25 protein-coding genes and 2 tRNA genes are annotated in these 25,889 nt (G+C 57.9%); 21 read left to right on the forward strand and 6 right to left on the reverse strand.

The window, feature by feature from the left end:
- The first annotated feature begins 3 nt into the window (after positions 1 to 3).
- The 3 genes from ACP0KA_RS15510 to ACP0KA_RS15520 are packed head-to-tail and all read left to right on the forward strand — an operon-like array spanning position 4 to position 3,639.
- Positions 4 to 1,176: an ABC-three component system protein gene (locus tag ACP0KA_RS15510; RefSeq protein ID WP_424629640.1), complete on the forward strand. Its 1,173-nt coding sequence runs from the start codon at positions 4 to 6 to the stop codon at positions 1,174 to 1,176.
- Complete coding sequence (locus tag ACP0KA_RS15515) at positions 1,169 to 1,663, forward strand: three component ABC system middle component (protein WP_424629641.1); 495 nt, start codon at positions 1,169 to 1,171, stop codon at positions 1,661 to 1,663. The genes ACP0KA_RS15510 and ACP0KA_RS15515 overlap by 8 nt, the downstream gene beginning before the upstream one ends.
- Positions 1,663 to 3,639, forward strand: a complete 1,977-nt coding sequence (locus ACP0KA_RS15520) for a DUF3732 domain-containing protein (protein WP_424629642.1) — start codon at positions 1,663 to 1,665, stop codon at positions 3,637 to 3,639. Before ACP0KA_RS15515 ends, ACP0KA_RS15520 begins: the two co-directional genes overlap by 1 nt.
- Positions 3,640 to 3,800: 161 nt before the next feature.
- Here the strand turns inward: ACP0KA_RS15520 and ACP0KA_RS15525 are convergent, their stop codons facing one another.
- Positions 3,801 to 4,637: an aspartate dehydrogenase gene (locus ACP0KA_RS15525; protein ID WP_424629643.1), complete on the reverse strand. Its 837-nt coding sequence runs from the start codon at positions 4,635 to 4,637 to the stop codon at positions 3,801 to 3,803.
- 211 nt (positions 4,638 to 4,848) lie between these two features.
- Here ACP0KA_RS15525 and ACP0KA_RS15530 point away from each other — a divergent pair.
- Together ACP0KA_RS15530 and ACP0KA_RS15535 are read left to right on the forward strand one after the other, a co-directional pair.
- Positions 4,849 to 4,924: transfer RNA gene (locus tag ACP0KA_RS15530), tRNA-Cys, on the forward strand.
- A 16-nt stretch (positions 4,925 to 4,940) separates the two neighbouring features.
- A tRNA-OTHER gene (locus ACP0KA_RS15535) sits at positions 4,941 to 5,026 on the forward strand.
- A 120-nt stretch (positions 5,027 to 5,146) separates the two neighbouring features.
- Here ACP0KA_RS15535 and ACP0KA_RS15540 read toward each other — a convergent pair.
- Positions 5,147 to 5,401 carry a hypothetical protein gene (locus tag ACP0KA_RS15540; RefSeq protein WP_424629644.1) on the reverse strand — a complete coding sequence of 85 codons (255 nt, stop codon included), beginning with the start codon at positions 5,399 to 5,401 and terminating at the stop codon, positions 5,147 to 5,149.
- Between the two features lie 177 nt (positions 5,402 to 5,578).
- On the opposite strand from ACP0KA_RS15540, the gene ACP0KA_RS15545 reads away from it, so the two are divergent.
- The 11 genes from ACP0KA_RS15545 (at position 5,579) to ACP0KA_RS15595 (ending at position 15,304) form a co-directional block, all read left to right on the forward strand.
- Positions 5,579 to 5,809, forward strand: a complete 231-nt coding sequence (locus tag ACP0KA_RS15545; RefSeq protein ID WP_424629645.1) for a hypothetical protein — start codon at positions 5,579 to 5,581, stop codon at positions 5,807 to 5,809.
- Positions 5,810 to 6,382: 573 nt separating this feature from the next.
- Positions 6,383 to 6,871 carry a hypothetical protein gene (locus tag ACP0KA_RS15550; protein WP_424629646.1) on the forward strand — a complete coding sequence of 163 codons (489 nt, stop codon included), beginning with the start codon at positions 6,383 to 6,385 and terminating at the stop codon, positions 6,869 to 6,871.
- Positions 6,872 to 6,905: 34 nt separating this feature from the next.
- On the forward strand, positions 6,906 to 7,889 hold the full coding sequence (locus ACP0KA_RS15555) for a formylglycine-generating enzyme family protein (protein WP_424631619.1): 984 nt from the start codon (positions 6,906 to 6,908) through the stop codon (positions 7,887 to 7,889).
- A 23-nt stretch (positions 7,890 to 7,912) separates the two neighbouring features.
- Positions 7,913 to 8,416, forward strand: a complete 504-nt coding sequence (locus tag ACP0KA_RS15560) for a hypothetical protein (RefSeq protein WP_424629647.1) — start codon at positions 7,913 to 7,915, stop codon at positions 8,414 to 8,416.
- Complete coding sequence (locus ACP0KA_RS15565) at positions 8,413 to 8,874, forward strand: YidH family protein (RefSeq protein WP_424629648.1); 462 nt, start codon at positions 8,413 to 8,415, stop codon at positions 8,872 to 8,874. Before ACP0KA_RS15560 ends, ACP0KA_RS15565 begins: the two co-directional genes overlap by 4 nt.
- A 156-nt stretch (positions 8,875 to 9,030) precedes the next feature.
- The gene (locus ACP0KA_RS15570) at positions 9,031 to 10,578 is read left to right on the forward strand and encodes an arylsulfatase (protein WP_424631620.1); all 1,548 of its coding nucleotides are present in this window, start codon (positions 9,031 to 9,033) and stop codon (positions 10,576 to 10,578) included.
- Between the two features lie 80 nt (positions 10,579 to 10,658).
- Entirely contained in the window at positions 10,659 to 11,582 is a 924-nt protein-coding gene (locus ACP0KA_RS15575) for an HAD family hydrolase (protein WP_424629649.1), read from the forward strand.
- Positions 11,569 to 11,940, forward strand: a complete 372-nt coding sequence (locus ACP0KA_RS15580; protein ID WP_424629650.1) for a DUF1622 domain-containing protein — start codon at positions 11,569 to 11,571, stop codon at positions 11,938 to 11,940. Before ACP0KA_RS15575 ends, ACP0KA_RS15580 begins: the two co-directional genes overlap by 14 nt.
- A gap of 12 nt (positions 11,941 to 11,952) precedes the next feature.
- Complete coding sequence (locus ACP0KA_RS15585) at positions 11,953 to 12,195, forward strand: DUF3302 domain-containing protein (RefSeq protein ID WP_424629651.1); 243 nt, start codon at positions 11,953 to 11,955, stop codon at positions 12,193 to 12,195.
- Positions 12,192 to 13,133 carry an HlyD family secretion protein gene (locus tag ACP0KA_RS15590; RefSeq protein ID WP_424629652.1) on the forward strand — a complete coding sequence of 314 codons (942 nt, stop codon included), beginning with the start codon at positions 12,192 to 12,194 and terminating at the stop codon, positions 13,131 to 13,133. Before ACP0KA_RS15585 ends, ACP0KA_RS15590 begins: the two co-directional genes overlap by 4 nt.
- A 74-nt stretch (positions 13,134 to 13,207) precedes the next feature.
- Complete coding sequence (locus ACP0KA_RS15595; protein WP_424629653.1) at positions 13,208 to 15,304, forward strand: adenylate/guanylate cyclase domain-containing protein; 2,097 nt, start codon at positions 13,208 to 13,210, stop codon at positions 15,302 to 15,304.
- Between the two features lie 99 nt (positions 15,305 to 15,403).
- On the opposite strand, the gene ACP0KA_RS15600 is transcribed toward ACP0KA_RS15595, so the two are convergent.
- The gene (locus tag ACP0KA_RS15600) at positions 15,404 to 15,847 is read right to left on the reverse strand and encodes a DUF2147 domain-containing protein (protein WP_424629654.1); all 444 of its coding nucleotides are present in this window, start codon (positions 15,845 to 15,847) and stop codon (positions 15,404 to 15,406) included.
- Between the two features lie 75 nt (positions 15,848 to 15,922).
- Positions 15,923 to 16,627, reverse strand: coding sequence for an MgtC/SapB family protein (locus tag ACP0KA_RS15605; protein ID WP_424629655.1), 705 nt, complete (start codon positions 16,625 to 16,627; stop codon positions 15,923 to 15,925).
- A 258-nt stretch (positions 16,628 to 16,885) separates the two neighbouring features.
- Here ACP0KA_RS15605 and ACP0KA_RS15610 point away from each other — a divergent pair, with 258 nt between their 5' ends.
- The 5 genes from ACP0KA_RS15610 (at position 16,886) to ACP0KA_RS15630 (ending at position 23,200) form a co-directional block, all read left to right on the forward strand.
- On the forward strand, positions 16,886 to 18,616 hold the full coding sequence (locus ACP0KA_RS15610; protein ID WP_424629656.1) for a cation:proton antiporter: 1,731 nt from the start codon (positions 16,886 to 16,888) through the stop codon (positions 18,614 to 18,616).
- A gap of 77 nt (positions 18,617 to 18,693) precedes the next feature.
- On the forward strand, positions 18,694 to 19,572 hold the full coding sequence (locus ACP0KA_RS15615) for an intradiol ring-cleavage dioxygenase (protein ID WP_424629657.1): 879 nt from the start codon (positions 18,694 to 18,696) through the stop codon (positions 19,570 to 19,572).
- Positions 19,573 to 19,779: 207 nt separating this feature from the next.
- Positions 19,780 to 20,856 (forward strand): 3,4-dihydroxy-2-butanone-4-phosphate synthase, encoded by a 1,077-nt coding sequence (gene ribB / locus ACP0KA_RS15620; RefSeq protein ID WP_424629658.1) that lies wholly within the window; start codon positions 19,780 to 19,782, stop codon positions 20,854 to 20,856.
- A 98-nt stretch (positions 20,857 to 20,954) separates the two neighbouring features.
- Positions 20,955 to 22,169 (forward strand): acyl-CoA dehydrogenase, encoded by a 1,215-nt coding sequence (locus ACP0KA_RS15625; RefSeq protein WP_424629659.1) that lies wholly within the window; start codon positions 20,955 to 20,957, stop codon positions 22,167 to 22,169.
- Between the two features lie 101 nt (positions 22,170 to 22,270).
- Positions 22,271 to 23,200: an MBL fold metallo-hydrolase gene (locus ACP0KA_RS15630; protein ID WP_424629660.1), complete on the forward strand. Its 930-nt coding sequence runs from the start codon at positions 22,271 to 22,273 to the stop codon at positions 23,198 to 23,200.
- Here ACP0KA_RS15630 and ACP0KA_RS15635 read toward each other — a convergent pair.
- Both ACP0KA_RS15635 and ACP0KA_RS15640 read right to left on the reverse strand, forming a co-directional pair.
- Positions 23,173 to 24,021 carry a DUF1499 domain-containing protein gene (locus ACP0KA_RS15635; RefSeq protein WP_424629661.1) on the reverse strand — a complete coding sequence of 283 codons (849 nt, stop codon included), beginning with the start codon at positions 24,019 to 24,021 and terminating at the stop codon, positions 23,173 to 23,175. The two genes, ACP0KA_RS15630 and ACP0KA_RS15635, sit on opposite strands and share 28 nt — an antisense overlap.
- A 232-nt stretch (positions 24,022 to 24,253) precedes the next feature.
- Entirely contained in the window at positions 24,254 to 25,882 is a 1,629-nt protein-coding gene (locus tag ACP0KA_RS15640; protein WP_424629662.1) for a fatty-acid--CoA ligase, read from the reverse strand.
- Positions 25,883 to 25,889: the final 7 nt, after the last annotated feature.

Below are 25,889 nucleotides of genomic sequence, written 5' to 3' on the forward strand. Positions count from 1 at the left end.
GCCATGAATGTTGCTCTGAAACCGGTCAAACATTCCGCACAAGGACCTTATCTTGGGTTTGGCCTTCAGCCTGTACGCATGTGCAGGCATCTTTTGCTTTGTCCAGCCGGCGCTCGGGTGTCGGTTGAGTTTCTCGACGACGTCGCCGTTCATCATCCCGATGGCTCGGTGGATGTAGAGCAGACGAAAAGCGCGATCCGAAAAAATCCTGTATCGGACTGGTCGATAGAACTCTGGAAGACCTTTTCCAACTGGGCGGAAGGACTTGCGGCTGGCGAGCTTCCCGTGAACAAGACGCGCTTCACGCTATACGTCACTCCACCAAGGACCGGAAACTTTGTTCAGGCATTGCATGCAGCAACCACCGCCGAAGAGGTTACCGCTGCCCTCGACAACATAAAAAGCAAGGTGGCGCGGCTGAAAGTGTCGCGCGAGTGCGACACATATCTCAATAATTTCTTGAATGCTCCGCCGGAGCACCAGCAGACAATTATCTCAAATTTCGGCTTCATCTCGGATACCGATGATCCAGTAGCGGAAATTCGCGCTCTTATCGCGGCCACGGTAGATCCAGCTCTGTGGGACGACATCTGTGCCTATGGCATCGGCTTAGCTAAGGAGCGAGCGGATCGGAGAATTCGTGATAAGCTGCAGCCGGTCCTCGATGGTGATCAGTTCAAAAATGATTTTCGTCTGTTTGTTCAGAAGACCAATACTCCTGGGCTCTTGACCTCATTCACCACCGCTCCAGCACCTGCCGAGCTGAAGGCTCTCATAGAGTCGCGCCCTGTTTTCATCCAGCAACTGGAATTGATCGGTGTTGAAACCCCAGAAATGGTGAGAGCGGTTAGCGACTATCTTCGCACCTCCGCTGATAAAACGACTTGGGCTGAGGCCGGTCTCATTTTCGAAGAGAATCTTTCAGATTGGGATGACTTCCTGATAGCGCGCCATGGGTCGATTGCAGGCGAAGTGACTGATCTTCACAGCGAAAAAGATGTCAAGGTTCGTGGGCGGTTGCTTTATCGGCAGTGCGCGTGGATCGAAGCGACCCTCGACGCTCGCAGTGTGCCAAGTCATTTTGTGCATGGATCGTTTAATGACCTTGCCAACCTATTGAGGGTCGGATGGCATCCCGACTACGCAGCCTTGCTTGGCGACACAGGTCATGAATAGACCGCTTTCAGAATTGGAAATTATTCAGAATCCCGCGCTTGGGGCGTATCTTCTTTGGCGCTTCGGGATAGGCTACCAATCGAACGACGGGCACCAAGCTCCGTTCCACCTTTTTTTTCTCGTCCTGCCACTTGTATTACACCGGCATACGCTCAGCAAAATCTCATCAACGCAGCGTGCATCCGGACTGGCATTGTTCGCCGCTAAGCTGGCCGAAGAGCGCGAAAATCTGATGGCAATACATAGCCGTACACTCTTGTTGCGTCGGCTAAGCTTGCAGTCCCTCGCCATGGGCACCGAGCACCGCTTGTTCTCGATCAGCACCAGCAACGCGACCGTGCGCGCTAACACGGCGGATGAACAGTTCTGCGTCCCGCCATTACCTGACCGCATCACGCCGCTCGCCCGCGCTCCCGAGAAGCTCGGCTATTGGTGCTCACAATTTTCGCTGCACCAGATCTCCACTACGCTGATGGTAGACTTTTAATGTATTTCCAATTGAGCAAACTCATCCTTTGGCCCCGCCTGGATGCTGAACCCCGGGTCGTCGATTTTGAGCTCGGCGTCGTCAACGTCATCAGCGGCGCTTCAAAGACGGGTAAGTCGGCCGTCATTCCCATCATCGATTATTGCCTTGGCTCTGAAAAATGCACAGTGCCGGTCGGCGTTATTCGCGAAAATTGCACGTGGTTCGGGATCGTCATCAATACCATTGAGGGGCAGAAACTTCTGGCCCGACGAGCACCGGGGGATCAGCAAAGCACAGGTGATATGTATTTCATCGAGGGACCGAACGTTGATGTGCCCCGTCGTATCGAGGGGAAAAACTATAACCTCGACAGTGTGAAGGCATCGCTGAATCGGCTGGCCGGCTTGACGAACCTCGGTTTCGATCCATCGTCGGAAGACGGTTTCAAGTCGAGGCCCAGCTTCCGCGATTTGATGGCCTTTACTTTTCAGCCTCAGAACATCGTAGCAAATCCAGACGTGATGTTTTTTAAGGCCGATACAAATGAGCATCGGGAGAAGCTTAAGACCATTTTTCCTTATGTCTTGAACGCGGTAACCGCCGAAGTGCTGCAAGCGCGCTTCGAGCTTGACCAGCTGAACAGGAACCTGCGCCGGAAGGAAAGCGAACTACGCGCTCTCGTAGCCGCGAACACGGCTTGGCAGGCCGAGGCGCAAGCATGGGCTCGCCAAGCGATCGAGCTGGGTGTTCTCGACGCGGATCGCGTGCTGCCCGCCGAATGGTCTGATGTTCTCGATCTCCTCCGTGAAATTGCAAAATCGAAGGGATCGAATGCTCGACCGTCGCTGCGGGGACTCGATACGACTCTTGGGCGGCTCGACGATCTCAGGACACAGGAGACCGCCCAGGCGGCAGCACTCGCCGAACATCGGCAGCGGCTCAACGAATTGCGTCGGCTCCGAGAAAGCGCGGATGCATTTGGGTCGTCTATTCATATTCAACGTGACAGGCTTGCTCTTGCCAAATGGCTAAAGGAGCTCACGGTTGCCGCTCCGTCCGAGAGTCTCGTCGCGGTCGGGCGTGGTAGTCGAGATGAATTGCTTTTGCTGTGCGACAATCTGGAGGAAATTGAGGTCAAGCTCCGGGCGCAGCCGACTTTGTCGGATACGCTTGACAAGGAAACGCATCGCGTCCGGGTTGCCACGGAAGAAGCTCTCAATGCTCTCAACGAGACCCGGGCGGAGATTGCAAACTTGGAACGTCGCTCCGAGGCCGCCCAGGCGGCAGCCGATCATTTCGACCGGACGGAGAGGTTCCTTGGGCGCGTGGAGCAGGCCCTCGTGCTGTATGACCGCGCGGATCAATCCTCCACTTTGCGAGATGAAATCGCCAAGCTACGGGCGCGCGCCGACGAATTACAGCGGACCATCGCAGAGGCAGGCGTTCATCGGAAATTGCGAAATGCCACTACACGTGTCGAAAGTGCGGTCAACCGCTTCGTTCCTCAGCTCGACGCAGAGTGGAAGGAAGCGCCTGTGCAGCTTGCGATCGACGATTTGACGATAAAGGTCGTTCGCGGAACACGCAGCGACTTCCTCTGGGAAATCGGTAGCGGCGCCAACTGGCTTGCTTATCATATTGCAACGACCCTCGCGCTGCAGGAGTTCTTTCTATCGGAGACCAATCACTGCGTGCCCTACCTCCTCGTCTATGACCAGCCCAGTCAGGTCTATTTTCCAAAGCGTGCTGCCATCCGGGATGACGACCAGAACATTGACCCACAATTTCGCGATGAAGAGGACATCCAAGCGGTACGCAAGGTTTTTGCCCTCTTAGGACAGCAAGCGGTCGCGCACAAGGGGCGCTTGCAGATCGTTATTCTTGATCATGCAGGCGAAGACGTTTGGGGTAGTCTGCCGGGCGTGCGGCTTATCGAGGAATGGCGCGGACCCTACGCGCTCGTGCCGCGTGAATGGTACCAGTCGCAAGCATGATAAGGCCGTCCACGCATCTTCGTGTGCCGCTCACGCTCGACCATTTCGACCGACATCCGGGAAAGCCTGCTGCTTCCCACCTATCAACGCCGCCTGCACCAGCCAGGTTGCCGCCGCAGCCGTTGAATAAGCCGTCTCGCCCTTCCGAGCGAGCGTCTCACTCAGATGACGATCGTCCGATCCATGTTCTCGAGTGCATGCAGGATACTGTATGCGGTCACCGCGCTGGTCTTGGCGTTGCTCGACATGCTTGGTCCAGCGAGCTCGACGGTCAGACGCCCGAGTTCGCCTTCAGCCTCGAACCAACCGCGATTGCCCGACGCGTTCGGATCGGCAACAAGTTCGACGGTCGTCCGTTGCAGGCCGGCTCCCGCGATGGCGATGGTCGCGGCGAGGTTCGCGTTGCGGGGAAATCGGGTTGCCGCTTCCGCTGCGGAGCCTCGAAAAAAAGTCACCGGACTGCGGACTGCGTCAAGATCGATCGCCGCTTCGGCCGGTGTCCCGCGCCAGGCGTTCGGTGGTTTCACAGAGACATATCGCACGCGCAGGTCGCGGCTGTATCGCAATGCCCCCAATCCATCGAGACCTGCGATGGCACCGGCTGGAATAAGCATTCGTGCCCCGGAGGAGGATGCTGTTGCTGTCAAGCGCGCTTTCAGCTCCTCGTCGACCAGAGCTCCGGTGGAGACCAGCATCAGATCGTGTCCCGCGGCCAGGATTGGCTCCGCAAGTTCGCGGACGGCAGGCTGACCAGCTGCTTCAACGACGACCTTGGGAGCAAAGGAGATCACTTCGTCGAGCGATGTTGTCAACTGAATGCGTTTTGCGTAGCGCGCTCTCAGCTCGTCGATCCGATGAGCCTTGACGTAGACGAGGAGCGAAAGATTCGTTCCAAAAGTGACGCTGTCCAGCAAACGATCAACCAGCGTTTGACCGATCGCACCATGTCCAAGCACCGCAACGCGAGACAACGCGGGCCGTGAGCGGACGTGCAACATGCATCTAACTCCAGGATCGTGGTGCGAGGAGGGTGCTCTGTATCGGCCGAGGCCGCAAGTCATCTCATGACGACAGCAGTGTCGTCTGTCAATTCAGGCGCGGTTTGAGGGCTATTGCGGGCGGGTGCGGGAGTTTAGTCAGTGAAGGTCGTTTACCTTAGGGCGAGGATCGTGTTGTTGAGAGGCGCCGGCGGTGACATGATCGTTCCATGGCCCGGTGGCGGAATGTCTACGCGGGAGCGCGGCAAACGCTTCTTATCCTGGTTCAAATCCAGGCTGGGCCTCCAAGTTTGAAGAGTTCGTGGAAAGGTGGCTGAGTGGCTTAAGGCACCGCTTACGCGGAACACGGGTAACCGTGTCGAAGGTTCGAATCCTCTCCCTTTCCTCCATGCTTTTTGGACCCGGCTCAGCCCTGATAGGCTTGGCCGGGTTTTTAGCTTCCGCTTTCCGGTTGTGATGTCGGCCGAGAGAACTCTGTATGGAAGCCAATCCGGGCAAACGTCTCCCCGCTATTCCAATGGATCCTTGTTCTCGTCGATGAGCTTCGGCGGTTCGTCGTAGCCACGTCGACTGCTGTAAAACAGCAAGACCATCAATCCCACGCCGATCAGCAGCGAGAAAAAGATCCCGAGGCCCATCGCGATGTAGGCGTGGTTTGATACCGGTGTTTCGTCACCCACGGTCAGCCCGTCATAGGCAAACCAAGCCGACGCTCCGAGAAGGACGAGCAGAATGACAGTAAGCAGCATAGTTCCGATACGCATGAAGAGCTCCTGTCTTCGTCCAACGTGCCGTTCCACCAGGGGTTCTGTCGTGCGCGACTCTTGAACTGATGGATGGTAGGTCGGTCAGCAATTCTGCCACATTAATTTTTCCAGGAAAGCGGTGCAGCACGCAACTCGCGAAGCTCACGGCGATTATTTGCGCAGAAGGAGTTCGCTATGATCGACCAAGTCTTCGAGCCAAAACTGGCAGCGGCGATGAGGTTCGCCCTGGACGAAGCGTGCCGCAATCTTCCGGCGCGCTACAATTGTCACGATTGCCGGAGTTTTGTCGCTACCAAAATTATCGAACGCGTAAGATCGGGTGAGGAAAGCACTGAGAGCCTTCTGAATGCCGGGCGTGCAGCTGTCGCTGAGATGATCACGCTGCATGGCCGTCAGGCTGCTTGAGCATTCAGAGTCCGCGGCACCACCACGCAGATTTTCGCCTGTCTATGTTCACGGGCCGGTGAGACGGCCCGCGTTAATGGCATCAACGCGTCCCGAGCATTCTTAGATCAAGTATTCTTGAGATGATGTGCGGTCTTATGGTCTTCTGATCAGCCAGCGCAATAAATCTATAAATTGCGGACTGGATATACAGGCTTCCTTTACTCACGGCGCCTGTCGCAAGACTTGCCGCGTGTCGCGCGTCTTCATAAGTCTTGCCATGCATCTCAATATAACCTAGCCTTGACCGATAAGCTGCTCTGCAATCGTGGAATGTCCTTCGTGTGATGCGGTTTCCGCAGGAAGAAGGTGGCGATGCGGCAAATCACTTTATCTCAAGACGTTTGATTGCCTCCGCCTTTGAGCGGAGTGAAATGATTCTGTTCAGCCGTTGTAGGGCTGATGCACGCTTTCAGGTTGCTGAAGATATCTGCTGCGCGCTGCATGATAGCGCGGAGCATTTATGCGTCGGCTCTATCAGGCGAAGGGATAGGCATCACGTTAATTATTTAGTGAAGTCGGGGAGTAGCGTTCATGACGGAGTTCAGGCTTCCAAAAGTGTTGGTTCAAAAATCATCACAGCTTGCGATTGCTTTCACTGCCTTAAGTTTCTCGATCATGTTGAGTGTGTCCGCCGAGCGAGCACACGCGGTACCGCTCCTCCAGAAAAATCAAACTTCAGACCGCGTCGCCGGAAACGCGCCTGTTATCGACGTTCGGGCTGTCGTCCGTAGAGGCGGTGCAGTCGTCGGGCCACGCGGCGGTGTCGCTTATCGCAGCAGAACCGTTGTCCGCGGCGGAGGGGCCGTTGTTCGGGGCGGTGCGGTTGTTCGGCGCGGTGCCTGGGTGCGTCCGTCCCGCTATTGGTGGCGTCCAGGTGGGGCCGTCGCTGCCGGTGCAGCCATTGGCTTTGTGACTGCGGCGACCGCAGTGGCATGGGCCGGATCGCCGCCGGCACCCGGCTATTGCTGGTATTACACCGATGCGTCGCGCCAGCAGGGATTCTGGGATGCTTGTCCTTGACGATGAATCGTAGCGATGGTGACAGGCTATGACGATGTTGCGCGCAAACATCGAGCAAAGCGATCAGCGGGCGGAAAGTCGCCAAAGGGATGACATGGTCTGGATTCCAGGCGGCACGTTCCGCATGGGATCCGACAGTCATTATCCCGAGGAAGCGCCTGTTCATCGGGTTTCAGTGGACGGCTTCTGGATGGACCGCACGCCGGTGACGAACCGGCAGTTCAAGACGTTCGTCAAAGAAACGGGGCATATCACCTTCGCGGAGATTCCCCCCGATCCAAAGGACTATCCCGGCGCATTGCCGCACATGCTCTATGCGGGTTCGCTCGTGTTCGTACCGCCACGCCATCCAGTCGATCTGCGCGACTGGAGTCAGTGGTGGTCGTTCATGAAAGGGGCGGACTGGCGTCATCCCTACGGACCGAAGAGTAACATCAACGTGCACGACAATCATCCTGTGGTGCACATCTCATTCTCAGATGCGCTCGCCTATGCAAGATGGGCTGGAAAGGACCTGCCGACCGAAGCGGAGTGGGAGTTCGCTGCGCGCGGTGGCTTCGATGGTGCCGAGTTCGCATGGGGTGACGAATTCACGCCCGGCAACGTTCACATGGCGAATACCTGGCAGGGCGAGTTTCCTCGTCAGAATCTCAGCCAGGACGGCTTTGAGCGGACTTCGCCGGTCTCCGCGTTTCCACCGAACGGCTACGGCCTCCACGACATGATCGGCAATGTGTGGGAATGGACCAGCGACTGGTACGTCCCCCGTCACGAAGCGGATGCGCCGAAAGCCTGTTGCATTCCGGAAAATCCGCGCGGACCGCGCGAGTCCGAAAGCTATGATCCGTGCCAATCGAATGTGCGCATTCCGCGCAAGGTGCTGAAAGGCGGCTCGCATCTGTGCGCGCCGAACTACTGCCGCCGCTACCGGCCCGCTGCACGTCATCCGGAGCCCATTGACACGTCGACAAGTCATGTCGGGTTTCGGTGCGTGATTCGAGAACGGCCTCCGGAATAGGAATTCAGGAAGGAGCGGGCAACATGACATCCGATACTCCTTCCCGCGGCGCCGTGACCTTGACCTGGCTCGTGCTGGTTCTCGCTGTCCTGCTGCTGGTGTGGGGCGCGATCAAGTACGGCATCTCACTCGATATTCAGCAGAGGTTCTGGAGCGACATCTTCGCCCGCTTCGGTGGGCCGATGACGTTCCGCTTCTTTTTGCAGCCGACCATGGCGGCCATCGCGGCGGTTCACGACGGCCTGAAGGATGCGCGCGAGGGCCACAAATCCTTCTTCTGGACCGGATGGCGGCATCCGTCAGAGCAGACCGGCCGGCTGCGCGAAGGTCTCATCTCCACCGCGCGCATCATGCTGCTCGGTATCAGCATGGATGTCATCTACCAGTTCAAAGAGCTCGATCAGTTCTACCCGGCGGAAGCGGTCGTGATCGCGATCCTGCTCGCGGTCATTCCGTACTTCATTTTCCGCTGGATTATCGAATGGATCGCGCGCCGCTGGATGCATCATGGAAGGCCCGCACAATGACTCAACCGGTCACCCGACAATCGGACCCTGATCAGATTTCCGTCGAGCTGTCGTCGCGCCGGACCGGGATGTCGTTCCAGCGGACGCGGATGAGCGCGGACCGCACGTTGATGTCGGTCATCCGGACCTCGCTCTCGCTCATTTCGTTCGGGTTCACAATCTTTCAGGTCTTCCAGAAGCTGCGCGACCAGAATGTCGTGACACATGCGGCGTCCGCGCGGAATTTCGGCGTCGCTTTGGTTGCGCTGGGCATTTTGATGTTGATCGGCGGCATCGTTTATCACGGCCAGTTCATGAATCATCTGCGAGTAGAACGTAAGGCGATGACCGAGGCTGGCCTTATTCACGGTGAGAGCAGCTTCCCGGTGTCGCTGACATTGATCACCGCGATCGTTCTTCTGTTCGTCGGTATCGCGGCCATTGTCAGCATGCTGTTTCAGGTTGGCCCGTTCGGGTGAGGAGGTCGTATGGCCAAGCGTCCTGCAAAGAAATCATCGGCAAAACAGGTCAAGAAGTCTCCGGCCAAGGCGACAAAGAAAGCTGCGGCCAAACCAAGCGAAGGAAAGACGACAAAAGCGACGGAGTATTCAGCATCGAAGAAAGGGAGTGCGCGTATGGCCAAGACTGACAAGCCAAATATTCTCGTCATTTGGGGCGATGACATCGGCATCTCAAATCTAAGCTGCTATTCGCATGGGTTGATGGGCTACAAGACGCCCAATATCGATCGCATCGCCAAGGAAGGCATGATGTTCATCGACTCCTACGGCGAACAGTCGTGCACCGCAGGCCGCTCATCCTTCATCACAGGCCAGAGCGTGCTTCGCACGGGTCTGTCCAAGGTCGGCATTCCGGCTGCACCTGTCGGCATGAATGACAAGATCCTCACGATCGCCGGGGCCCTCAAAAACCAAGGCTATGCCACCGGCCAATTCGGCAAGAACCATCTCGGCGATCTCAACCACATGCTGCCGACCAATCATGGCTTCGATGAATTCTTCGGTAATCTCTACCACCTCAATGCCGAGGAAGAGCCGGAGATGTACGACTACTATTCCGAGAAGGATTTCCCGCATCTCGTAAAGAGCATCAAGCCGCGCGGCGTCATTCACTCCTGGGCGACTGACAAGGATGATACGACCGAGATGGAACGCTGGGGGAAGGTCGGAAAGCAGAAGATCGAGGACACCGGCCCGCTGAATACCAAGCGCATGGAAACCTGCGACGATGAATTCGTTGCGGCTGCCAGCGATTTCATCAAACGGCAGAACAAGGACGGCAAGCCGTTCTTCGTCTGGCTGAACACCACGCATATGCATTTCATGACGCATACGAAGAAGGAGAGTCTTCGCCAGGCGGGGCGCTGGCAATCGCCGTATCACGACACCATGATCGATCATGACAAGAATGTCGGCCAGATGCTTGATCTGCTCGACAAACTCGGCATCGCGGACAACACGTTCGTGATGTATTCGACCGATAATGGTCCGCATCGGAATTCATGGCCTGATGGCGGCATGACGCCATTCCGCAGCGAGAAGAACACGAATTGGGAAGGCGCCTTCCGGGTCCCGATGATGGTACGGTGGCCGGGCAAAATCGCACCGGGCTCCGTGTCCACAGAGATCGTCCAGCATCACGACTGGTTCCCGACGTTTCTTGCCATGGCCGGCGAGCCCGACATCGTCGAAAAAGCCAAGAAGGGCTATCAGGCGTGCGGCCGCACTTACAAGAACCATATCGATGGCTTCAATCTCTTACCTTACCTGACCGGCAAGGAGAAGGAGAGCCCGCGAAAGTTGTTCATGTACATCAGCGACGACGGCGACATCCTCGCCGTGCGCTATGACAACTGGAAGGTTGTCTTCATGGAACAACGCCTCGCCGGCACCATGGGCGTGTGGGCCGAACCCTTCGTGCGCCTGCGTCTCGCGAAGTTCTTCAATCTACGGACCGACCCCTACGAGTTCGCCGATATTACGTCGAACTCCTACTACGAGTGGTTGCTCTATCACGCCTACATTCTGTATGGCGCAATGTTCATTGCTCAGAAATTCGCGGAAACTTTCAAGGAGTTTCCCATTATTCAGAAGCCCAACACGTTTACGATCGATGATGCGATCAAGACCATGGAAAACACCATGGGCGGCGCGTCGCACTAAAGCGAGCGAAGTCAGGCGGTGGGAGGTTTGCCGCCTGACTTCAATTCTTTAAAGTCTTTTGAAGTTTATGAGGAAGAATCATGACGAGTGATGTGCTTCCTTCCTGGAGCGATTGTCCCGCACGCACCGCGATCATTGATTTTGTCTCCAAGGTGACCAACAAAGGTGGTCCGGACTACGTGCCGCCATCTGAGCGCATCGCAACCTTCGACAACGATGGAACGCTGTGGTGTGAACAGCCGATGCAGGTCCAGTTGTTCTTCCTGCTGGAGCGGGTGAAGCACCTTGCGGAGAAGTATCCCGACATCAAGGATCGGCAGCCATTTAAGGCATTTCTCGCACACGACATGGCGACGCTCCATTCGCTGGGGAAGCGGGCCTTGATGGAGCTGGCATTCGCGACCCACGCCGGCATGACGGAAGACGATTTCGAAAAGATCGCCCGTGCCTGGCTTGAAACCGCGACCCACCCGAAGTTTCAACGACTGTTCAAGCATTGTACTTATCAGCCGCAGATCGAATTGCTCGACTACCTGCGAGAACATGATTTCAAGATATTTATCGTCTCCGGAGGAGGCATCGATTTCATTCGTGCCTTTGCCGAAGAAGCCTACGGAATTCCGCGCGAATGCGTGGTTGGGTCGAGCGCCAAGCTGCACTTCGAAATGCAGAGCGGTCAGGCCGTTCTGATGAAGGTTGCTGAACTCAACAGCTTCGATGATCGGGATGTGAAGCCGCAGAATATCGGTCTCCATATCGGGCGCCGGCCCATTCTGGCGTTCGGAAATTCCGACGGCGATCTCGCGATGCTCAGATACGTGAAGACAGGTCCCGGCGCGCGACTAGCGCTGCTTCTGCATCACGACGACGGCGTGCGCGAAACCGCCTATGGACCCGAATTCAAACTCAGCCCCCTGATGGAAGCGCTCGAGCGCGCAGCGGAGTACGGAATCACAGTCGTCAGCATGAGAAATGACTGGAGGGCGGTCTTTGGAGACGCTTAGCCTGATGAAGGAGTGGCTTGTTTTCTGGACCGAGGTCTCGGCGACGCTTATCGACGCCATCGCGCTGGTGATCGTTGTCGTTGGGACTATCGAGGCCGCGATTGGTGGCTTTCTCTTGATGTTCGGCTCGCCGGATGGACACGAGAAACGTGCCGTTTGGCTGCGTTATGCCCGCTGGCTCGTTGCCGCGCTGACCTTTCAGCTGGCCGCAGATATCATCGAGACATCGATCGCACCGAGCTGGGATGACGTCGGACGCCTTGCGGTGATCGCTGTGATTCGAACTTTGCTGAATTACTTTCTGGAACGGGATCTCGAAGATGTCCGCGGCCGGCAACGTGAGAGCGTGACCCCATAGCGAGGAGAAGACATGTCGACGCTCGATGTTTTTGCATGGATCGTTCTCGTCATTCTGGTGGCCAGCGCCTTTGCGATCTTCTTCATTGCGGGCTGGTTGCCGGGCCACATCGCCCAGATACGAAATCATCCCTACGCACACGCAGTCAAAGTCGCAGGCTGGGTCACATTGATCTGCGGCTTTGCGTTGTGGCCGCTCACTCTGATCTGGGCCTATGTGGATGTCCCGTCTCGCAGGACGGAGCAGACTCCATGATCGTCGCGATCCTGAACGTCTATCTCGTTCTTCTCTTCCTCATGGTGCGGATGAAGATCGTTCCTTTCAATGTATTCTGGAAGGTCTCGCCGCTGATCGTGTTGCTCTTGCTGTTGATCGGCCTGTTCATTCCCATGAATTGGGGGGCGCCACAGGGGCCGGCACTGGTTGTCCGAAACTCCGTGTCGGTTGTGCCGGATGTCGCGGGTGAAGTGATCGATGTTCCGGTGAAGGCCAACTCACCACTCAAGGCTGGTGACGTCCTGTTTCGCATCGATCCGGTGCCGTTTCAGGCGCAGGTCAACGCCATTGAAGCTCAGCTCAAGCTCGCCTCGTTGCGTTTGGCCCAGATGACCCAGTTGCTTGAGCGCGATTCGGGGCGCGCTTTCGATGTCCAACAGCGGCAATCGGAGGTCGATCATCTGAAAGCCCAACTTGAAAGCGCGCAATGGAATCTCGACAAGACGACAGTTCTCGCTCCCGCCGATGGCTACGTCACCAATCTGGCCCTCCGGAAGGGGGCTCGCGTGGCCAGCCTCCCATTGTCGCCGGTCATGGCGTTCATCGATACGGCGGATACCATTATCGGAGTCGAGATCGCGCAGATCAATGCCCGCTACCTCAGGCCCAACCAGCCGGTCGAAGCAACATTCAAATTCGCCCCGGGCCGAATCTATAGCGGCAAGGTTGAAAGCATTCTGCAGGCTATTGCCCCGGGCCAAGTGCAGGCTTCGGGGCTTGCGGTGACGCCGAAAGAAATTCAATCTGCTCCGTTCGTAGTGCGTGTCAGACTTCAGGATGCAGGTTTTGCCGCATCGTTGCCCGCCGGCGCCACGGGAGAAGCCACAATATTCACTGATCGCGTCAAGGTGGCTCACGTTATCCGAAAAGTGCTGCTGCGCCAGATTGCGATCCTTAATTATATCAATCCATTTTAGTTGAGCAGGAGCGCGAAGACGATTTGATGCTCAAACGGTTGGGGGCGCACGAACCGGATATTCGGAGCAAGTTGATGGCAGCAAACCCGGCAAAAAACGTTCGGCTTGGGTTTAAAGCGTCCATTATCGCGCTGTTCGTCGCCCTTGTTCTCGCGATTGGGTTGACGCTCGTCTACTTAAGTTTCTCGCGTATCTCCGCCATCACTGAAGCGGCTGCCAGCAAGTTCATCGACAAGGTGGCTGAGCTTTCCGCTGACCGGATCGGTTCGCAGCTCAAGCTGATCAAGGACAATCTGGAGATCTTGCGGGACCTTCCTTCGATCCAGGGCGGAGCCATCAACAACGCTCAGCAATTGAATCCGCTGCTCGCGGCGATGCTGGAGAACAACCAGGAGCTGTTCAATCTCTATATCGGGTATGAAGACGGCTCGTTTATCGAATTGGATGCTGTCGATCGTGCAGGGACCGGTGCTCGCGCCAAACTAGGCATGCCGGATGAAGCGGTGTTCCGTCTGGTCCATATCTCGAGATCGAACAACTCCGAACAGATCGAATCGAAACGGACTTTTCTTTCGAGAAAGCTTCAAGTTGTAGCGGAGGCGCCGGGGCCCCGCGATTACGATCCGCGCGATCGGCCCTGGTATCAGGACGCCAACCGGAATGACGGAAGTCTCTTGACCGGCCCTTACATTTTCTTTGCAACGGGCAAGCACGGCTACACGATCCGATTGCCTTTGAAGGCCGGAAAGCAGGGCGTCGTCGCCGGTGACGTGCTGCTTGACGCCACAGAAGAGCTTTTGACCAAGGAGAAGCTGACGGAGTCGGGCGTTGTGTTCCTGTTTGACGACGCCAACCGAATTCTTGCACACCCGCAGATGTCTGAGCTCTTGAAGCGCGAGACCGCCGTTCATGGCGAAGGCACGCTTCCCCGCATCCGCGCTGACGATATGGGCGGTGTCATCAACGCAGTTCACGCCTGGCGGGCGAGCGGCGTCGCACAGCAGTTCTTTCGTGATTCTGGCGGACGGCTCTATGCCGCAGCCTTCCGGGAAATACCGATCGCCGGCAATGCAAATATGCGATTGGCGGTCCTCGCGCCCGTCGATGAATTCTTCGCCAATATCTTGTCCGAGCGAAATCGTCTCTTTGCGATTGCCATCGGATTTGTCCTCCTGATGCTCCCGCTGGTGTTCTTTATTGGGGTCTTGTTATCGCGGTCGCTTCGTGCATTGGCGATTGAAACAGACAAGATCCAGAAATTTGAACTGGTTTCCACGCCGCCTGTGCGGTCGATGATCCGCGAGATTGACGATCTTGGCCGTTCGGTGTCGACCATGCGTACCGTGACGCAGACCTTTTCCAATTTTGTGCCGAAGCGCCTTGTCGAGCAGCTGATCAGAACAGGAACTCCGCTCCAGCTCGGAGGAACGCGCAGGGAGGTTTCCCTGCTGTTTACGGACGTCGAGAATTTCACCGCCATCACCGAGAAGGCGGATCCCAGTCAGGTGATGCAATACACGTCTCGCTACTTCGCCGTTGTTTCAGACGAAGTGATGAAGCGTTCCGGGACGGTGGATAAATTCATCGGCGATGCGATCATGGCGATCTGGAATGCGCCAGCCGATGATCCCGATCATGTGTCTCACGCCTGCGCCGCTGCGCTTGCCATGTTACGGGCCAATGAACGGCTGAATGCAGAGTTCGAGCAGGAGGGATGGCCGGCCTATAAGACCCGGTTTGGTCTTCATATCGGAGAGGCCGTTGTCGGCAACATCGGCTCTGAGGACCGCATGAATTACACCGCGCTTGGTGCCGCGGTTAATCTGGCCGCGCGTCTGGAAGGTCTCAACAAGAGCTATGGCACGTCGATCCTGGTCAGTTCAGCCGTGCGCGAACGTGTAGCCTCTGAATTTATATTCAGGAGTGTCGATCAAATATCGCCAAAGGGCTTTGCAGAATCGTTCGATATTTTCGAGTTGCGATGCGAGCGGGGCAGCAACAGCGACGAACATCTCTCTCAGGATTGGGAGATCATCTACGCAGCCCTCAAAAACAAGCCTTCTGCGGAGGCGGAAGGTTCACTTATCCTGTTTATGAAAAAGTATCCGGACGACCGGGTCGCCCGTTACTATCATCGGAAGCTGTTCTGCGGCCAAGAGGCAAGTTTATAATTCACGCCCGGCAGTCTGGGCATGTGTGCAGTGAAGAGCGAGATTGGCCGCCGTGATTGTCTGGCCTGTCGTGTCAACAGGTCGAGGATTTGGGATTTTTCAGCGGCTGCCGACCTTCCTCCAGTTCTCGCCACCGCAAATTGCGCCAACGCATCCTTCGACACGAAGCGAGTTCGGCCCCGTCCATGCAATCTTGCTGTCATACATGCCGCCATCGTCGGCATTGTAGATGCGACCCGTCCAGGTCCCGGGTCCGCTTGGACGCATTCCAACGAACAGCTGCACACCGATCATTGGACGTGATGAAAGAGATGCGTTGGGGTTCTTGGAATCGGTCTGAGGTTTGCCGGTGGCGGGATCGATCGGCTCGCGCAGCCACACCACCTTGCCGCAAAGGGTGTTGCCACACTGGCTGATCTGAATTCGGGCATCGCCTTTTTCCGTCAGCCAAACGCCTGCGGGGACCTCTTCCTCAGCCTTTACAGTGGAAAATGCGCACGTGAAAAATAAGAGTGCTAAAATAAGATTCAACTTCGACGTCATGATCAGCCTTTGTTATTCGCGTTGTTACTCGCGTTTTAGCGGTTGCGCAGAACCTACACGGCCCCGCCGCACGTTTCAAACAGCATTGCCGTTCTGATCCTTGCGCCTTTTGACGACCGTCACGTCGCGAACGCCGTCCAATTCCTTCAACTGGTCGGGAAAGGACGCAATATCGTGCGACGAGACCTTGCTTAAAAGAACCAGCAGTTCGTCACCTCCTTCGGCGTTCCTGTTTTCAACAAGAAAGCGTTTGACTTGGCTGGGCCTTAGCCCAAGCGCCTCCCTCAAATCCTCTGGCGTCAACCCGCCGTGATCAACCTCGATCTTGAGCTGGCACGTCTGGTTTCGCGAGCGATAGGCTTCTTCCAGCGGCTTCATGCCGGCGAGGATCAGAAGAATGATGATGGTGGATGCTCCGGCGGCAAGGTAGAGGCCGCCGCCGACGGCAAGCCCGATAGCGGCGACCGCCCAAATGCTCGCCGCCGTGGTCAGACCTTTGACAATCTCGCCGCGGGCAAGAATCGACCCGGCTCCGAGAAATCCGATGCCCGACACGACCTGCGCCGCGATGCGCGACGGATCCAGCACGACGTGCTCCTTGGACAGCACATCCGCGAATCCGAATGCAGATACGATCATGATGAGACACGACCCGACGCACACGAGCATATGGGTGCGGATGCCCGCAGCCCACAATAGGCGTTCGCGCTCGAATCCAACGAGGCTTCCGAGTGTGGCAGCGGCCAGCAGGCGAAGCAGCATCTCCGAGTTAGATAGCATCGTGCCTCCCATCACAGCAAAAGGGGCAAAAAGGTACCATCATCCGCAGGATATGCACCCCCTGACCGGTGTCACACACAGCCGATCAGGTGCGGGCTCCAGTGGTTGAAGGGTTCTACGAAGGCAGAGCTGAAAGCCCAAACAACGTGAGGAAGGCCGGGAACAGCTCTGAAGTTATTGCTTTTGTGCTGCTTTTGTCCCCCTTATAACGAGGGACATAATTCAACTTGGTGGGATGCGGCCGGCAAGGCTGAGGGCATGCACGAACTTATTCACGACATCACCTTCTGCATCTTGTTCGCCTGGGTGCTTGGTCTTGCGGCGCATTTCTTTCAGCAGCCGCTGATTCTCGCCTATCTGGTGGCGGGGTTCGCCATCGGGCCGTACGGGATGGAATGGGTCAAGTCGCAGGACTCGATCAGCATCATCTCTGAACTCGGCCTGATTTTCATGCTGTTCATGATCGGGCTCGAAATCGATCTGAAGAAGATCATTCGTGCAGGGCGGGTGATTCTGTTCGCCGCGAGCGGCCAACTGATAGGCGCCTGCGTTCTCGGCGTCGCCTTTTTCGTCGCGATCGGCCTCTCGATCGGCGGCGGCAAGTTCGATGCGGTCTACCTGACGGTCGCCTGTGCGCTGTCCAGCACCGTGATCATCGTCAAAGTGCTGTACGAGAAGCGCGAGCTCGACACCCTCCCAGGCCGAATCACGCTCGGCGTGCTGGTGCTGCAGGATATTTTCGCGATCCTGTTCCTGGCGATTCAACCGAGCCTCGCGGATTTGCAATTCAGCATCGTTCTGATGTCGATTGGCCGCGTCTGCCTTCTGGTCGTGACAGCGCTGGTCCTCAGCCGTTTTGTGTTGCCGAAACTGTTTCATCAAGTGGCGCGGCGGCCGGAACTTGTCATGCTGGGGGCGCTGGCCTGGTGTTTCCTGATTGGCGAGATCGCGGAACGCCTGCATCTATCTCGTGAAATGGGATCGCTCGTTGCCGGCGTGTCGCTCTCGACATTCCCCTATGCGCTCGATGTGACCGCCAAGGTCACAACGCTGCGGGATTTCTTCATCACGCTGTTCTTTGTCGGCCTTGGCATGACGATCCCGGTTCCGAATGGGGCGACCATCGGCCTCGCGCTCGTCATCGCGGCGTTTACGGTGGTGAGCCGATTGGTGACGACATTCCTGCCGCTGTATTTCATGAAGCAGGGTTTGCGGGCCAGCCTGCTGCCGGCGATCAATCTCGCGCAGATCAGCGAATTCTCCTTGGTCGTGATTCAGGTCGGTCTTGCCGCGGGTCACATCGGAACGGAGACGTCCAGCGCCGCATCGTTCGCTTTTGCGATCCTTGCGGTGCTCAGTACATTTGCCATGACGCGCAGCGACCAGATCACCCGTTGGGCGATCGCCGTGTTGAAGAAACTGGGAATCCGCGACCTGGACGACGGCGGCAAAGTCAGTGCCGAAGGGCATGAAGGGGGACACGGCGAGGCACGGCGTGTCGTCATTCTCGGCTTTTTCCGGGCCGCAAGCGCCCTGGTCAGCGAGATCGAGCAGCAGAACAAATCCCTGCTGGATCAGATCAGCGTCGTCGACTTCAATCCGAATGTCTTCCGCACCCTCACGGCGCGCGGTATCCACGTGATCTACGGCGACATCAGCAATATCGATACGCTGATCCACGCCGGCGTCAGCAAGGCCGAGATCATCATCCTGAGCGTGCCCGATTCCCTTCTCAAAGGCGCCAACAACGAGAAGCTGGTTCGCCATGTGCGATCGCTCAATCCGGAGGCAAAGATCATTTCGACAGCGGACCTGTTGGGCGATGTTCCCGATCTCTACGCCGCCGGGGCGGACTATGTGACGGTCACTCGCATTACCGATGCGCAGGAGCTCTATAAAGTCATTGACGCCGCGGATCAGGGCTTGATCGAGAGCAAGCGCGCAGAGCTAGATGCGGTGTTGCGCGAGCGCAAGGAAGTCCTGCCCTGATCTGACGTGGGTTTGATCGCCGCGAAGTCCCAGCTGTGATAAATCGCGGTGTGAATTCACGCGATCCAGGGGAATACATGCGCGACCATAGTGAAGAGACACTCACCCAGGCCGTTCTTGATCGCGTTCAGCATGCAGCCGATCCACGCACTCGGGACATGTTGCAGGCATTCGTGCGCCACATGCATGCCTTTGTGCGCGAAGTCCGTCCGACCGAGGCGGAATGGAAGCAGGCGATCGATTTTCTCACCCGCACAGGTCAGATGTGCGACGACAGGCGGCAGGAGTTCATCCTGTTGTCGGATACGCTCGGCGTATCGATGCTGGTCGATACGATCAATCATGCGCGCGGTGGCGGCACGACCGAGACCACGGTGCTCGGACCCTTCTATGTCGACCATGCGCCGATGGTTGAGCTTGGCGCGGACATTTCCGGAGGGTTGAAAGGCGATCCGCTTTTTGTCGAAGGCATCGTCCGCTCGGAAAATGGAACCGCTTTGTCCAATGCCGTCGTCGATGTCTGGCAATCCGACGATGAAGGGCACTACGACCTGCAGTTCAACGATCCAAACCTGTTCTTTCTGCGCGGGCGGTTACAAACGGACGAGGAGGGACGTTTCCGGTTCTGGTCGATCATGCCGCGCAGCTATCCCATACCGACCGACGGTCCGGTCGGAGCGCTGCTGGCGGCTGCGGGCCGGCATCCGTTTCGCCCGGCACATCTTCATTTCATGATCGCCGCGCCGGGGCATAACAAGCTCATCACTCATATTTTTGTAAAAGGTGACGATTACCTCGATTCCGACGTGGTGTTCGGGGTCAAGGACTCGCTCATCGCAGATTTCGAAACGCGCACAAAAACCACGAGCCTGAACGGCGCGCATATCGATCGCCCGCATCGCTACCTGCGCTACGATTTCAGCCTTCAGAAGGGCCCCGGAGCTTCCGCCGCCTGATCGATTGTTTCGCCCTGCGGAAGCCGCGTCCACCGAAATCGGTCTCCGGTGAGCAAACGGGGACCTTGCCGCGGGTTTTGCCAGTCATATCTGCTATTTGGGGCGAACAAAGTCCGGCAGACGACCCGCTATGTAAACGGCGCAGTTGCGCGCGCCCCCGCCCTGCGCCATACGATCTGCACCATATTTGAAGGTACGAGCGCGTTTATGGCCCATTCCATTCCTGAAGTCCTGAAAGCTTTCGCGGCCGGCGAGATTGTCGTGGTCACGGATGATGATGATCGTGAAGGCGAGGGCGATCTGATCGTCGCGGCGACGCTTTGCACCGCGGAGAAAATGGCGTTCATCATCCGCCATACCTCGGGCATCGTCTGCGCGCCGATCACCTCGGACAACGCCCGCCGGCTGCGGCTCGACCCGATGGTGGCGCAAAACGATTCCAACCACACCACCGCTTTCACGGTCTCGATCGACTACAAGCCGGGCATGACCACCGGCATCTCCGCTGACGAACGCACCGCGTGCTGCCGCGCCCTTGCCAATCCCAATGCCGGCCCCAGCGATTTCGCCCGCCCCGGACATATCTTCCCGCTGATCGCACGCGACGGCGGTGTGTTGCTCCGTTCAGGCCATACCGAGGCGGCGGTGGATCTGTGCAAGCTTTGTGATCTGCCGCCCGTCGGCGTCATCAGCGAACTGATGAACGACGACGGCACGGTGATGAAGGGCGAGCAGGTCGTGAAATTCGCGGCGGCTCATAACCTCAAGCATGTCACCATCGCTGACATGATCTCGTACCGTCAGGCGCGCGAGAAACTCATCGAGCGTGTTTCGACCTTCACCGTCGACAGCCCGATCGGCACGCTCGATGGTTATGCCTATCGCTCGCCGTTCGATCCGATCCACCATGTTGCCTTCGTCTATCAGGGTGTCGGCAACGGCCAGAACGTGCTGACGCGATTTCACAAGCCGAATATCGTGAAGGATATCTTCTTCGGCTCGGGCCGCGTTCTTGCTGCGCTGGAGCATTTCAAGAAGAACGGCAGCGGCGTCCTGGTTTATCTGCGCGATGGTGCTGCAGGCGTTCCTGTGGCGCCGCTTGACGACGATCATTCCGCCGAGGCCGATCGCAATCGGCAATGGCGTGAGGTCGGTGTCGGTGCGCAAATCCTGCGCGACCTCGGTGTCACCTCGATCCGCCATCTGACGTCGTCCGCTCATGACTACAAAGGCCTGTCAGGGTTCGGCATCGAAATCGTTGCAAACGAACCATTCGAAGGGTGAACGTCGTCGAACCGGGGAACTGGTTTAACGCTTGCAACCTGACACTGACGATTTATCGTAACCAAAACCAGCAGACATAAAGCTGAAAGGACTATTCCATGAGTTCGCGTCCGCAGACCAAGGACAAGCCGGCGAAGGCAACGTTCCAGTGGGACGATCCGTTCTTGCTCGACGATCAGTTGACCGAAGACGAGCGCATGATCCGTGACACCGCGCGCGCTTATGCTCAGGACAAGTTGCTGCCGCGCGTCTCGCAGGCCTATCTGGAAGAGAAGACCGACCGCGCCATCTTCAACGAAATGGGTGAGTTGGGTCTGATCGGCGTGACGTTGCCGGAGGAATATGGCTGCGCCAACGCGAGCTATGTTGCTTACGGCCTGATCGCGCGCGAGATCGAGCGCGTCGATTCCGGCTATCGCTCGATGAACAGCGTGCAGTCGTCGCTGGTGATGTACCCGATCTACGCCTACGGCGATGAATCGCAGCGCAAGAAATATTTGCCCAAGCTCGCCTCAGGCGAATGGGTCGGTTGCTTCGGCCTGACCGAGCCGGATGCCGGCTCCGATCCGGACGGCATGAAGACCCGCGCGGAGAAGGTCGCCGATGGCTATCGGCTGACCGGCAGCAAAATGTGGATCTCGAATGCGCCGATCGCTGACGTCTTCGTGGTGTGGGCGAAGTCCGCTGCGCACGACAATCAAATCCGTGGCTTCATCCTCGAGAAGGGCATGAAGGGCCTCTCGGCCCCGAAGATCGGCGGCAAGCTGTCGCTGCGGGCATCGATCACCGGTGAAGTGGTGATGGACGGCGTCGTCGTCCCGGAAAGTGCACTGTTGCCGAACGTGTCGGGCCTGAAGGGGCCGTTCGGCTGCCTTAACCGCGCGCGTTACGGCATTTCGTGGGGCGCAATGGGCGCTGCGGAAGACTGCTTCGCCCGCGCACGGCAATACGTGCTTGACCGCAAGCAGTTCGGCCGTCCCCTCGCGGCGACCCAGTTGGTGCAGAAGAAGCTCGCCGACATGGAGACTGAGATTACGCTCGGTCTGCAAGGCTCGCTGCGTCTGGGCCGCTTGATGGACGAAGGCAAGCTGGCGCCGGAAATGATCTCGATCATGAAGCGCAACAATTGCGGCAAGGCGCTCGATATCGCTCGTATGGCGCGCGATATGCACGGCGGCAACGGCATTTCGAGCGAGTTCCACGTGATGCGTCACGCGCAGAACTTGGAGACGGTCAACACCTATGAGGGCACCCACGACATTCACGCCCTCATCCTCGGCCGTGCCATCACCGGCATCCAGGCGTTTATGTAAAGATGCGCCGCGATTGATCTTTCGTTCCACAATGTCATGGCCGGGTTATTCCCGGCCATGAACGTGTTTGCAGTTGATCAGACGAATATGGACACAGACACATGAGCGATAACGAGGACATGCCATTCAACCGGGATTTTCCGCTTGCCCCAGGGGTAGTGGAAGAAGTCGTCCCCGGCGTGCGCCGTGTGCTGTGTAACAATCCCAGTGCTTTTACGTTTACCGGCTCGGTGACCTACATCGTCGGCCGTGGCAATGTGGCGATCATCGATCCGGGTCCGGTCAATGAAGACCACGCCCGCGCGGTGCTCGATGCCGTGCGCGGCGAAACTGTTACCCATATTCTTCTGACGCACACCCATAATGATCATTCTCCCGGCACCGCGCGGCTCAAGGAAGCAACCGGCGCAACGGTCTATGCTGAAGGACCGCATCGCGCCTCGCGGCCGGCTTATGCGAGCGAGACACGTGCGACAGAGTCCGGCGGCGACTGGGACTTCCGGCCGGATGTGACGCTCAAGGATGGCGACATCATCGAGGGGGATGGCTGGCGGCTGGAAGCGGTCACCACGCCCGGTCACACCGCTAACCACATGGCTTTCGCATGGCCGGAACGTAAGCTGATGTTCATCGGCGACCATGTGATGGGTTGGTCGACGTCGATCGTAGCTCCGCCCGATGGCTCGATGGTCGATTACATGGCGTCACTTGAAAAGCTGACGCACCGTGACGAGCAGCTCTATTTCTCCGGGCACGGACCTGAGATTCCCGACGCAGTACGTTTCGTGAAATTTCTTATTCGCCACCGCAAGGCGCGAGAAGCATCGATCCTGCATCGGCTGTCCAAGGGGCAGGCGGACATCCCGACGATCGTCCGCGCGAGCTATATCGGGCTTGCTCCAAATCTGGTTGGTGCCGCTGGCTATTCAGTGCTGGCTCACCTTGAAGACCTCGTTGCGCGCAAGGTCGTGGCAACCGATGGCGACCCGGTCATCGGGGGGACTTATCGTTTGGTCGCGCCCTTGGCCTGAGGCTTGGCGGGCGTCATCAGTTTCTTGACCGGTGCCGCATTGTCGACGGCCGTATTGAGATCTTCCGTGAACTTGGTGATGCGGGCGGCGTTGCTGCCGAGATCGTGCTCGAAGTAGCGCGACGATGAGCGGATATCGACGCGCGAGCCATCGCCATCCGGCGCGACGCGGATCGAGATGTCCTCACGGAATCCCATGACCGGCGTGCGGGCCACCGCCTCGATGCGTCCCGGGCGCTGCGGCGGTTGCGGCGGACGCTCGTCGATGATCAGCCACTTACGCCGGTTGACGATGCGCAGGACGAGCTCATAGGCCCGCTGCGGCGGGACGTCGATACTGATCGGTTCGATGTCCGGATAGGCGGCGCGCTGTTGCTCCGCTGAGTAAAGGCCGGCGTACACCGCCGAATTCGCCCCATCCGTGGCTCTCAATGGTGCCAGCGTGTCGAAGCGCGGCGGGTTGATCGCGTCGGTGGTGATATCGTGAATGGCCGGGAGTTTGCGATACTGATAGGCGAGGTAAGCCGGGTAGGCCAGGATCGCAGCACTGATCAGGAAGGCCAGAAGAATGAGGCTCATGCCGCGTGAGCCGTTCTGCCAGATCGCGGCGAACGCAGCGAGGCCAACGAGAATCGAAAGTCCGGCAAGGGCGAGGGCACCGAAGAACGTGGCCAGCGCGGGTCTCAGCTCAAGAAATCCGAAGCGGATCACGATGATCGAGGTGACGGTCGCCAGCAGCGAAAACACCGCGAGGCGCCGCGACCACACGGCGAGGGCGGAAAGCGGCTCTGTTTGATAGGCAGCTGAGAAGCGGCGTCGCATGCCTTGAATATCCGTTGGTACGCCGGCCGGAAGGGCTGCGTTGATGCGAACGTTAGAAGCGGACCACTAGCGCATTTGCGGGGCGGCTGTGAAGCGCTCTCGGCGGGAAAATTATTGATAAGCAAAGGATTTTTGGCTTGGCGTGGCTTAATCAGTCGCCCGGTTGCCTCAAAAATGTGATGCCCGGGATTAACCCGGGCATCATCAATATGAGCGGCCGAAGACGCCGGTCTTACGCCGCGGCGGTCGGGAACTTGTAGGCCTTGAATTGGTCCCGCAGCGCCGTCTTGAGGATCTTGCCGGTGGCGGTGTGCGGGATGGCGTCAACAAACTGAACGTCGTCCGGCATCCACCACTTGGCGATCTTGCCCTCCATGAACTTCAGGATCTCGTCGGGCGTGGCACTCTGATCCGGCTTCAGCTGCACGACGAGCAGCGGCCGTTCGTCCCACTTCGGATGATGCACGCCGATCACGGCGGCCTCGAGGACCTTCGGATGACCAACCGCGAGGTTTTCCAGGTCGATCGAGGAAATCCATTCGCCGCCGGACTTGATGACGTCCTTCGAGCGGTCGGTGATCCGCATGTAGCCATCCTCGTCGATGGTCGCGACGTCACCTGTATCGAAGAAGCCGTCATCGTCCAGAATATTGGTGTCGACGCGGTAGTAGGCTTTCGCGACTGCAGGACCGCTGACCTTGAGGCGACCGAAGGTCTTGCCGTCCCACGGCAGAAGCTTGCCGGTATCGTCGGTGATCTTCATCTGAACCGCGAACGGCGCGTAGCCCTGAGTTTGAAGGACATCGAGCGCAGCTTCGCCGGCGAGCTCCGTGAAAGGCGGCTTGAGCGCGCCCACGCTGCCGATCGGGCTCATCTCGGTCATGCCCCAGGCGTGGCGGGCTTCGACACCCATATCCATGAAGGCCTTGATCATGGAGCGCGGCATCGCCGAACCGCCGCAGATCAGAACCTTGAGATCGGGCAGGGTCTTCTTCTCGGTGGCCATGTATTGCAGCAGCATCAGCCAGACCGTCGGCACCCCGGCGGTGTAGGTCACCTTTTCGGTCGAGAGCAGCTCGTACACCGAAGCGCCATCGAGCTTCGGTCCGGGCATCACCAGCTTGGTGCCCATGCTCGGTGCTGAGAACGCGATGCCCCAGCTGTTGGCATGAAACAGCGGCACCACCGGCAGCATCACATCCTTGGCCCGCGTGCCGAGCGCATCGGAGTTGTTGGCCATCAAGGCATGCAGCACGTTGGAGCGGTGCGAATAGAGCACGCCCTTCGGGTCGCCGGTCGTGCCCGAGGTGTAGCACATGGCAGCAGCGGTGTTCTCGTCGAACTCCCTCCACTGGAAATCGCCGTCGACTTCCGCGATCCAGTCTTCATAGGCGATCGCGTTTTTCAGGGTAGTCTGCGGCATGTGGGCCTTGTCCGTGAGCACGATGTAGCGTTCGACGGTCGGCATCTTGTCCGCAATTTTTTCCAGAATGGGCACGAAGGTCAGGTCCGTCATCATGATGCGGTCTTGCGCATGATTGACGATCCAGACGATCTGATCCGGGAACAGACGTGGGTTGACGGTATGGCAGATGGCGCCGATGCCCATGATGCCGTACCAAGCTTCTAGATGGCGCCAGGTATTCCAGGCGATGGTCGCGACGCGGTCGCCGAGCTTGATGCCCTCGCGGTCCAGCCGCTGTCCGACCTTCAACGCGCGGGCGCGGATTTCGGCATAGTTGGTGCGATGAATTGGCCCTTCAACCGATCGAGTCACGACTTCTTGCTTGCCGTGAATCGCTGCTGCGTGATCGATAATTCGATGACACAACAAGGGCCAATTTTGCATCAATCCAAGCATCCGGTGT

It is taken from the genome of Bradyrhizobium sp. SYSU BS000235, assembly GCF_049747295.1.
In the GTDB taxonomy this organism is placed as follows: domain Bacteria; phylum Pseudomonadota; class Alphaproteobacteria; order Rhizobiales; family Xanthobacteraceae; genus Afipia.

Coding starts and splice junctions, on each gene's coding strand:
- ACP0KA_RS15600 (WP_424629654.1), bottom strand. CDS start 15,847: ATGACGTCGAAGTTGAATCTTATTTTAGCACTCTTATTTTTCACGTGC.
- ACP0KA_RS15525 (WP_424629643.1), bottom strand. CDS start 4,637: ATGTTGCACGTCCGCTCACGGCCCGCGTTGTCTCGCGTTGCGGTGCTT.
- ACP0KA_RS15565 (WP_424629648.1), top strand. CDS start 8,413: ATGACTCAACCGGTCACCCGACAATCGGACCCTGATCAGATTTCCGTC.
- ACP0KA_RS15585 (WP_424629651.1), top strand. CDS start 11,953: ATGTCGACGCTCGATGTTTTTGCATGGATCGTTCTCGTCATTCTGGTG.
- ACP0KA_RS15640 (WP_424629662.1), bottom strand. CDS start 25,882: ATGCTTGGATTGATGCAAAATTGGCCCTTGTTGTGTCATCGAATTATC.
- ACP0KA_RS15560 (WP_424629647.1), top strand. CDS start 7,913: ATGACATCCGATACTCCTTCCCGCGGCGCCGTGACCTTGACCTGGCTC.
- ACP0KA_RS15570 (WP_424631620.1), top strand. CDS start 9,031: ATGGCCAAGACTGACAAGCCAAATATTCTCGTCATTTGGGGCGATGAC.
- ACP0KA_RS15630 (WP_424629660.1), top strand. CDS start 22,271: ATGAGCGATAACGAGGACATGCCATTCAACCGGGATTTTCCGCTTGCC.
- ACP0KA_RS15625 (WP_424629659.1), top strand. CDS start 20,955: ATGAGTTCGCGTCCGCAGACCAAGGACAAGCCGGCGAAGGCAACGTTC.
- ACP0KA_RS15555 (WP_424631619.1), top strand. CDS start 6,906: ATGTTGCGCGCAAACATCGAGCAAAGCGATCAGCGGGCGGAAAGTCGC.
- ACP0KA_RS15510 (WP_424629640.1), top strand. CDS start 4: ATGAATGTTGCTCTGAAACCGGTCAAACATTCCGCACAAGGACCTTAT.
- ACP0KA_RS15615 (WP_424629657.1), top strand. CDS start 18,694: ATGCGCGACCATAGTGAAGAGACACTCACCCAGGCCGTTCTTGATCGC.
- ribB (WP_424629658.1), top strand. CDS start 19,780: ATGGCCCATTCCATTCCTGAAGTCCTGAAAGCTTTCGCGGCCGGCGAG.
- ACP0KA_RS15515 (WP_424629641.1), top strand. CDS start 1,169: ATGAATAGACCGCTTTCAGAATTGGAAATTATTCAGAATCCCGCGCTT.
- ACP0KA_RS15635 (WP_424629661.1), bottom strand. CDS start 24,021: ATGCGACGCCGCTTCTCAGCTGCCTATCAAACAGAGCCGCTTTCCGCC.
- ACP0KA_RS15520 (WP_424629642.1), top strand. CDS start 1,663: ATGTATTTCCAATTGAGCAAACTCATCCTTTGGCCCCGCCTGGATGCT.
- ACP0KA_RS15595 (WP_424629653.1), top strand. CDS start 13,208: ATGGCAGCAAACCCGGCAAAAAACGTTCGGCTTGGGTTTAAAGCGTCC.
- ACP0KA_RS15540 (WP_424629644.1), bottom strand. CDS start 5,401: ATGCGTATCGGAACTATGCTGCTTACTGTCATTCTGCTCGTCCTTCTC.
- ACP0KA_RS15550 (WP_424629646.1), top strand. CDS start 6,383: ATGACGGAGTTCAGGCTTCCAAAAGTGTTGGTTCAAAAATCATCACAG.
- ACP0KA_RS15590 (WP_424629652.1), top strand. CDS start 12,192: ATGATCGTCGCGATCCTGAACGTCTATCTCGTTCTTCTCTTCCTCATG.
- ACP0KA_RS15605 (WP_424629655.1), bottom strand. CDS start 16,627: ATGCTATCTAACTCGGAGATGCTGCTTCGCCTGCTGGCCGCTGCCACA.
- ACP0KA_RS15545 (WP_424629645.1), top strand. CDS start 5,579: ATGATCGACCAAGTCTTCGAGCCAAAACTGGCAGCGGCGATGAGGTTC.
- ACP0KA_RS15575 (WP_424629649.1), top strand. CDS start 10,659: ATGACGAGTGATGTGCTTCCTTCCTGGAGCGATTGTCCCGCACGCACC.
- ACP0KA_RS15610 (WP_424629656.1), top strand. CDS start 16,886: ATGCACGAACTTATTCACGACATCACCTTCTGCATCTTGTTCGCCTGG.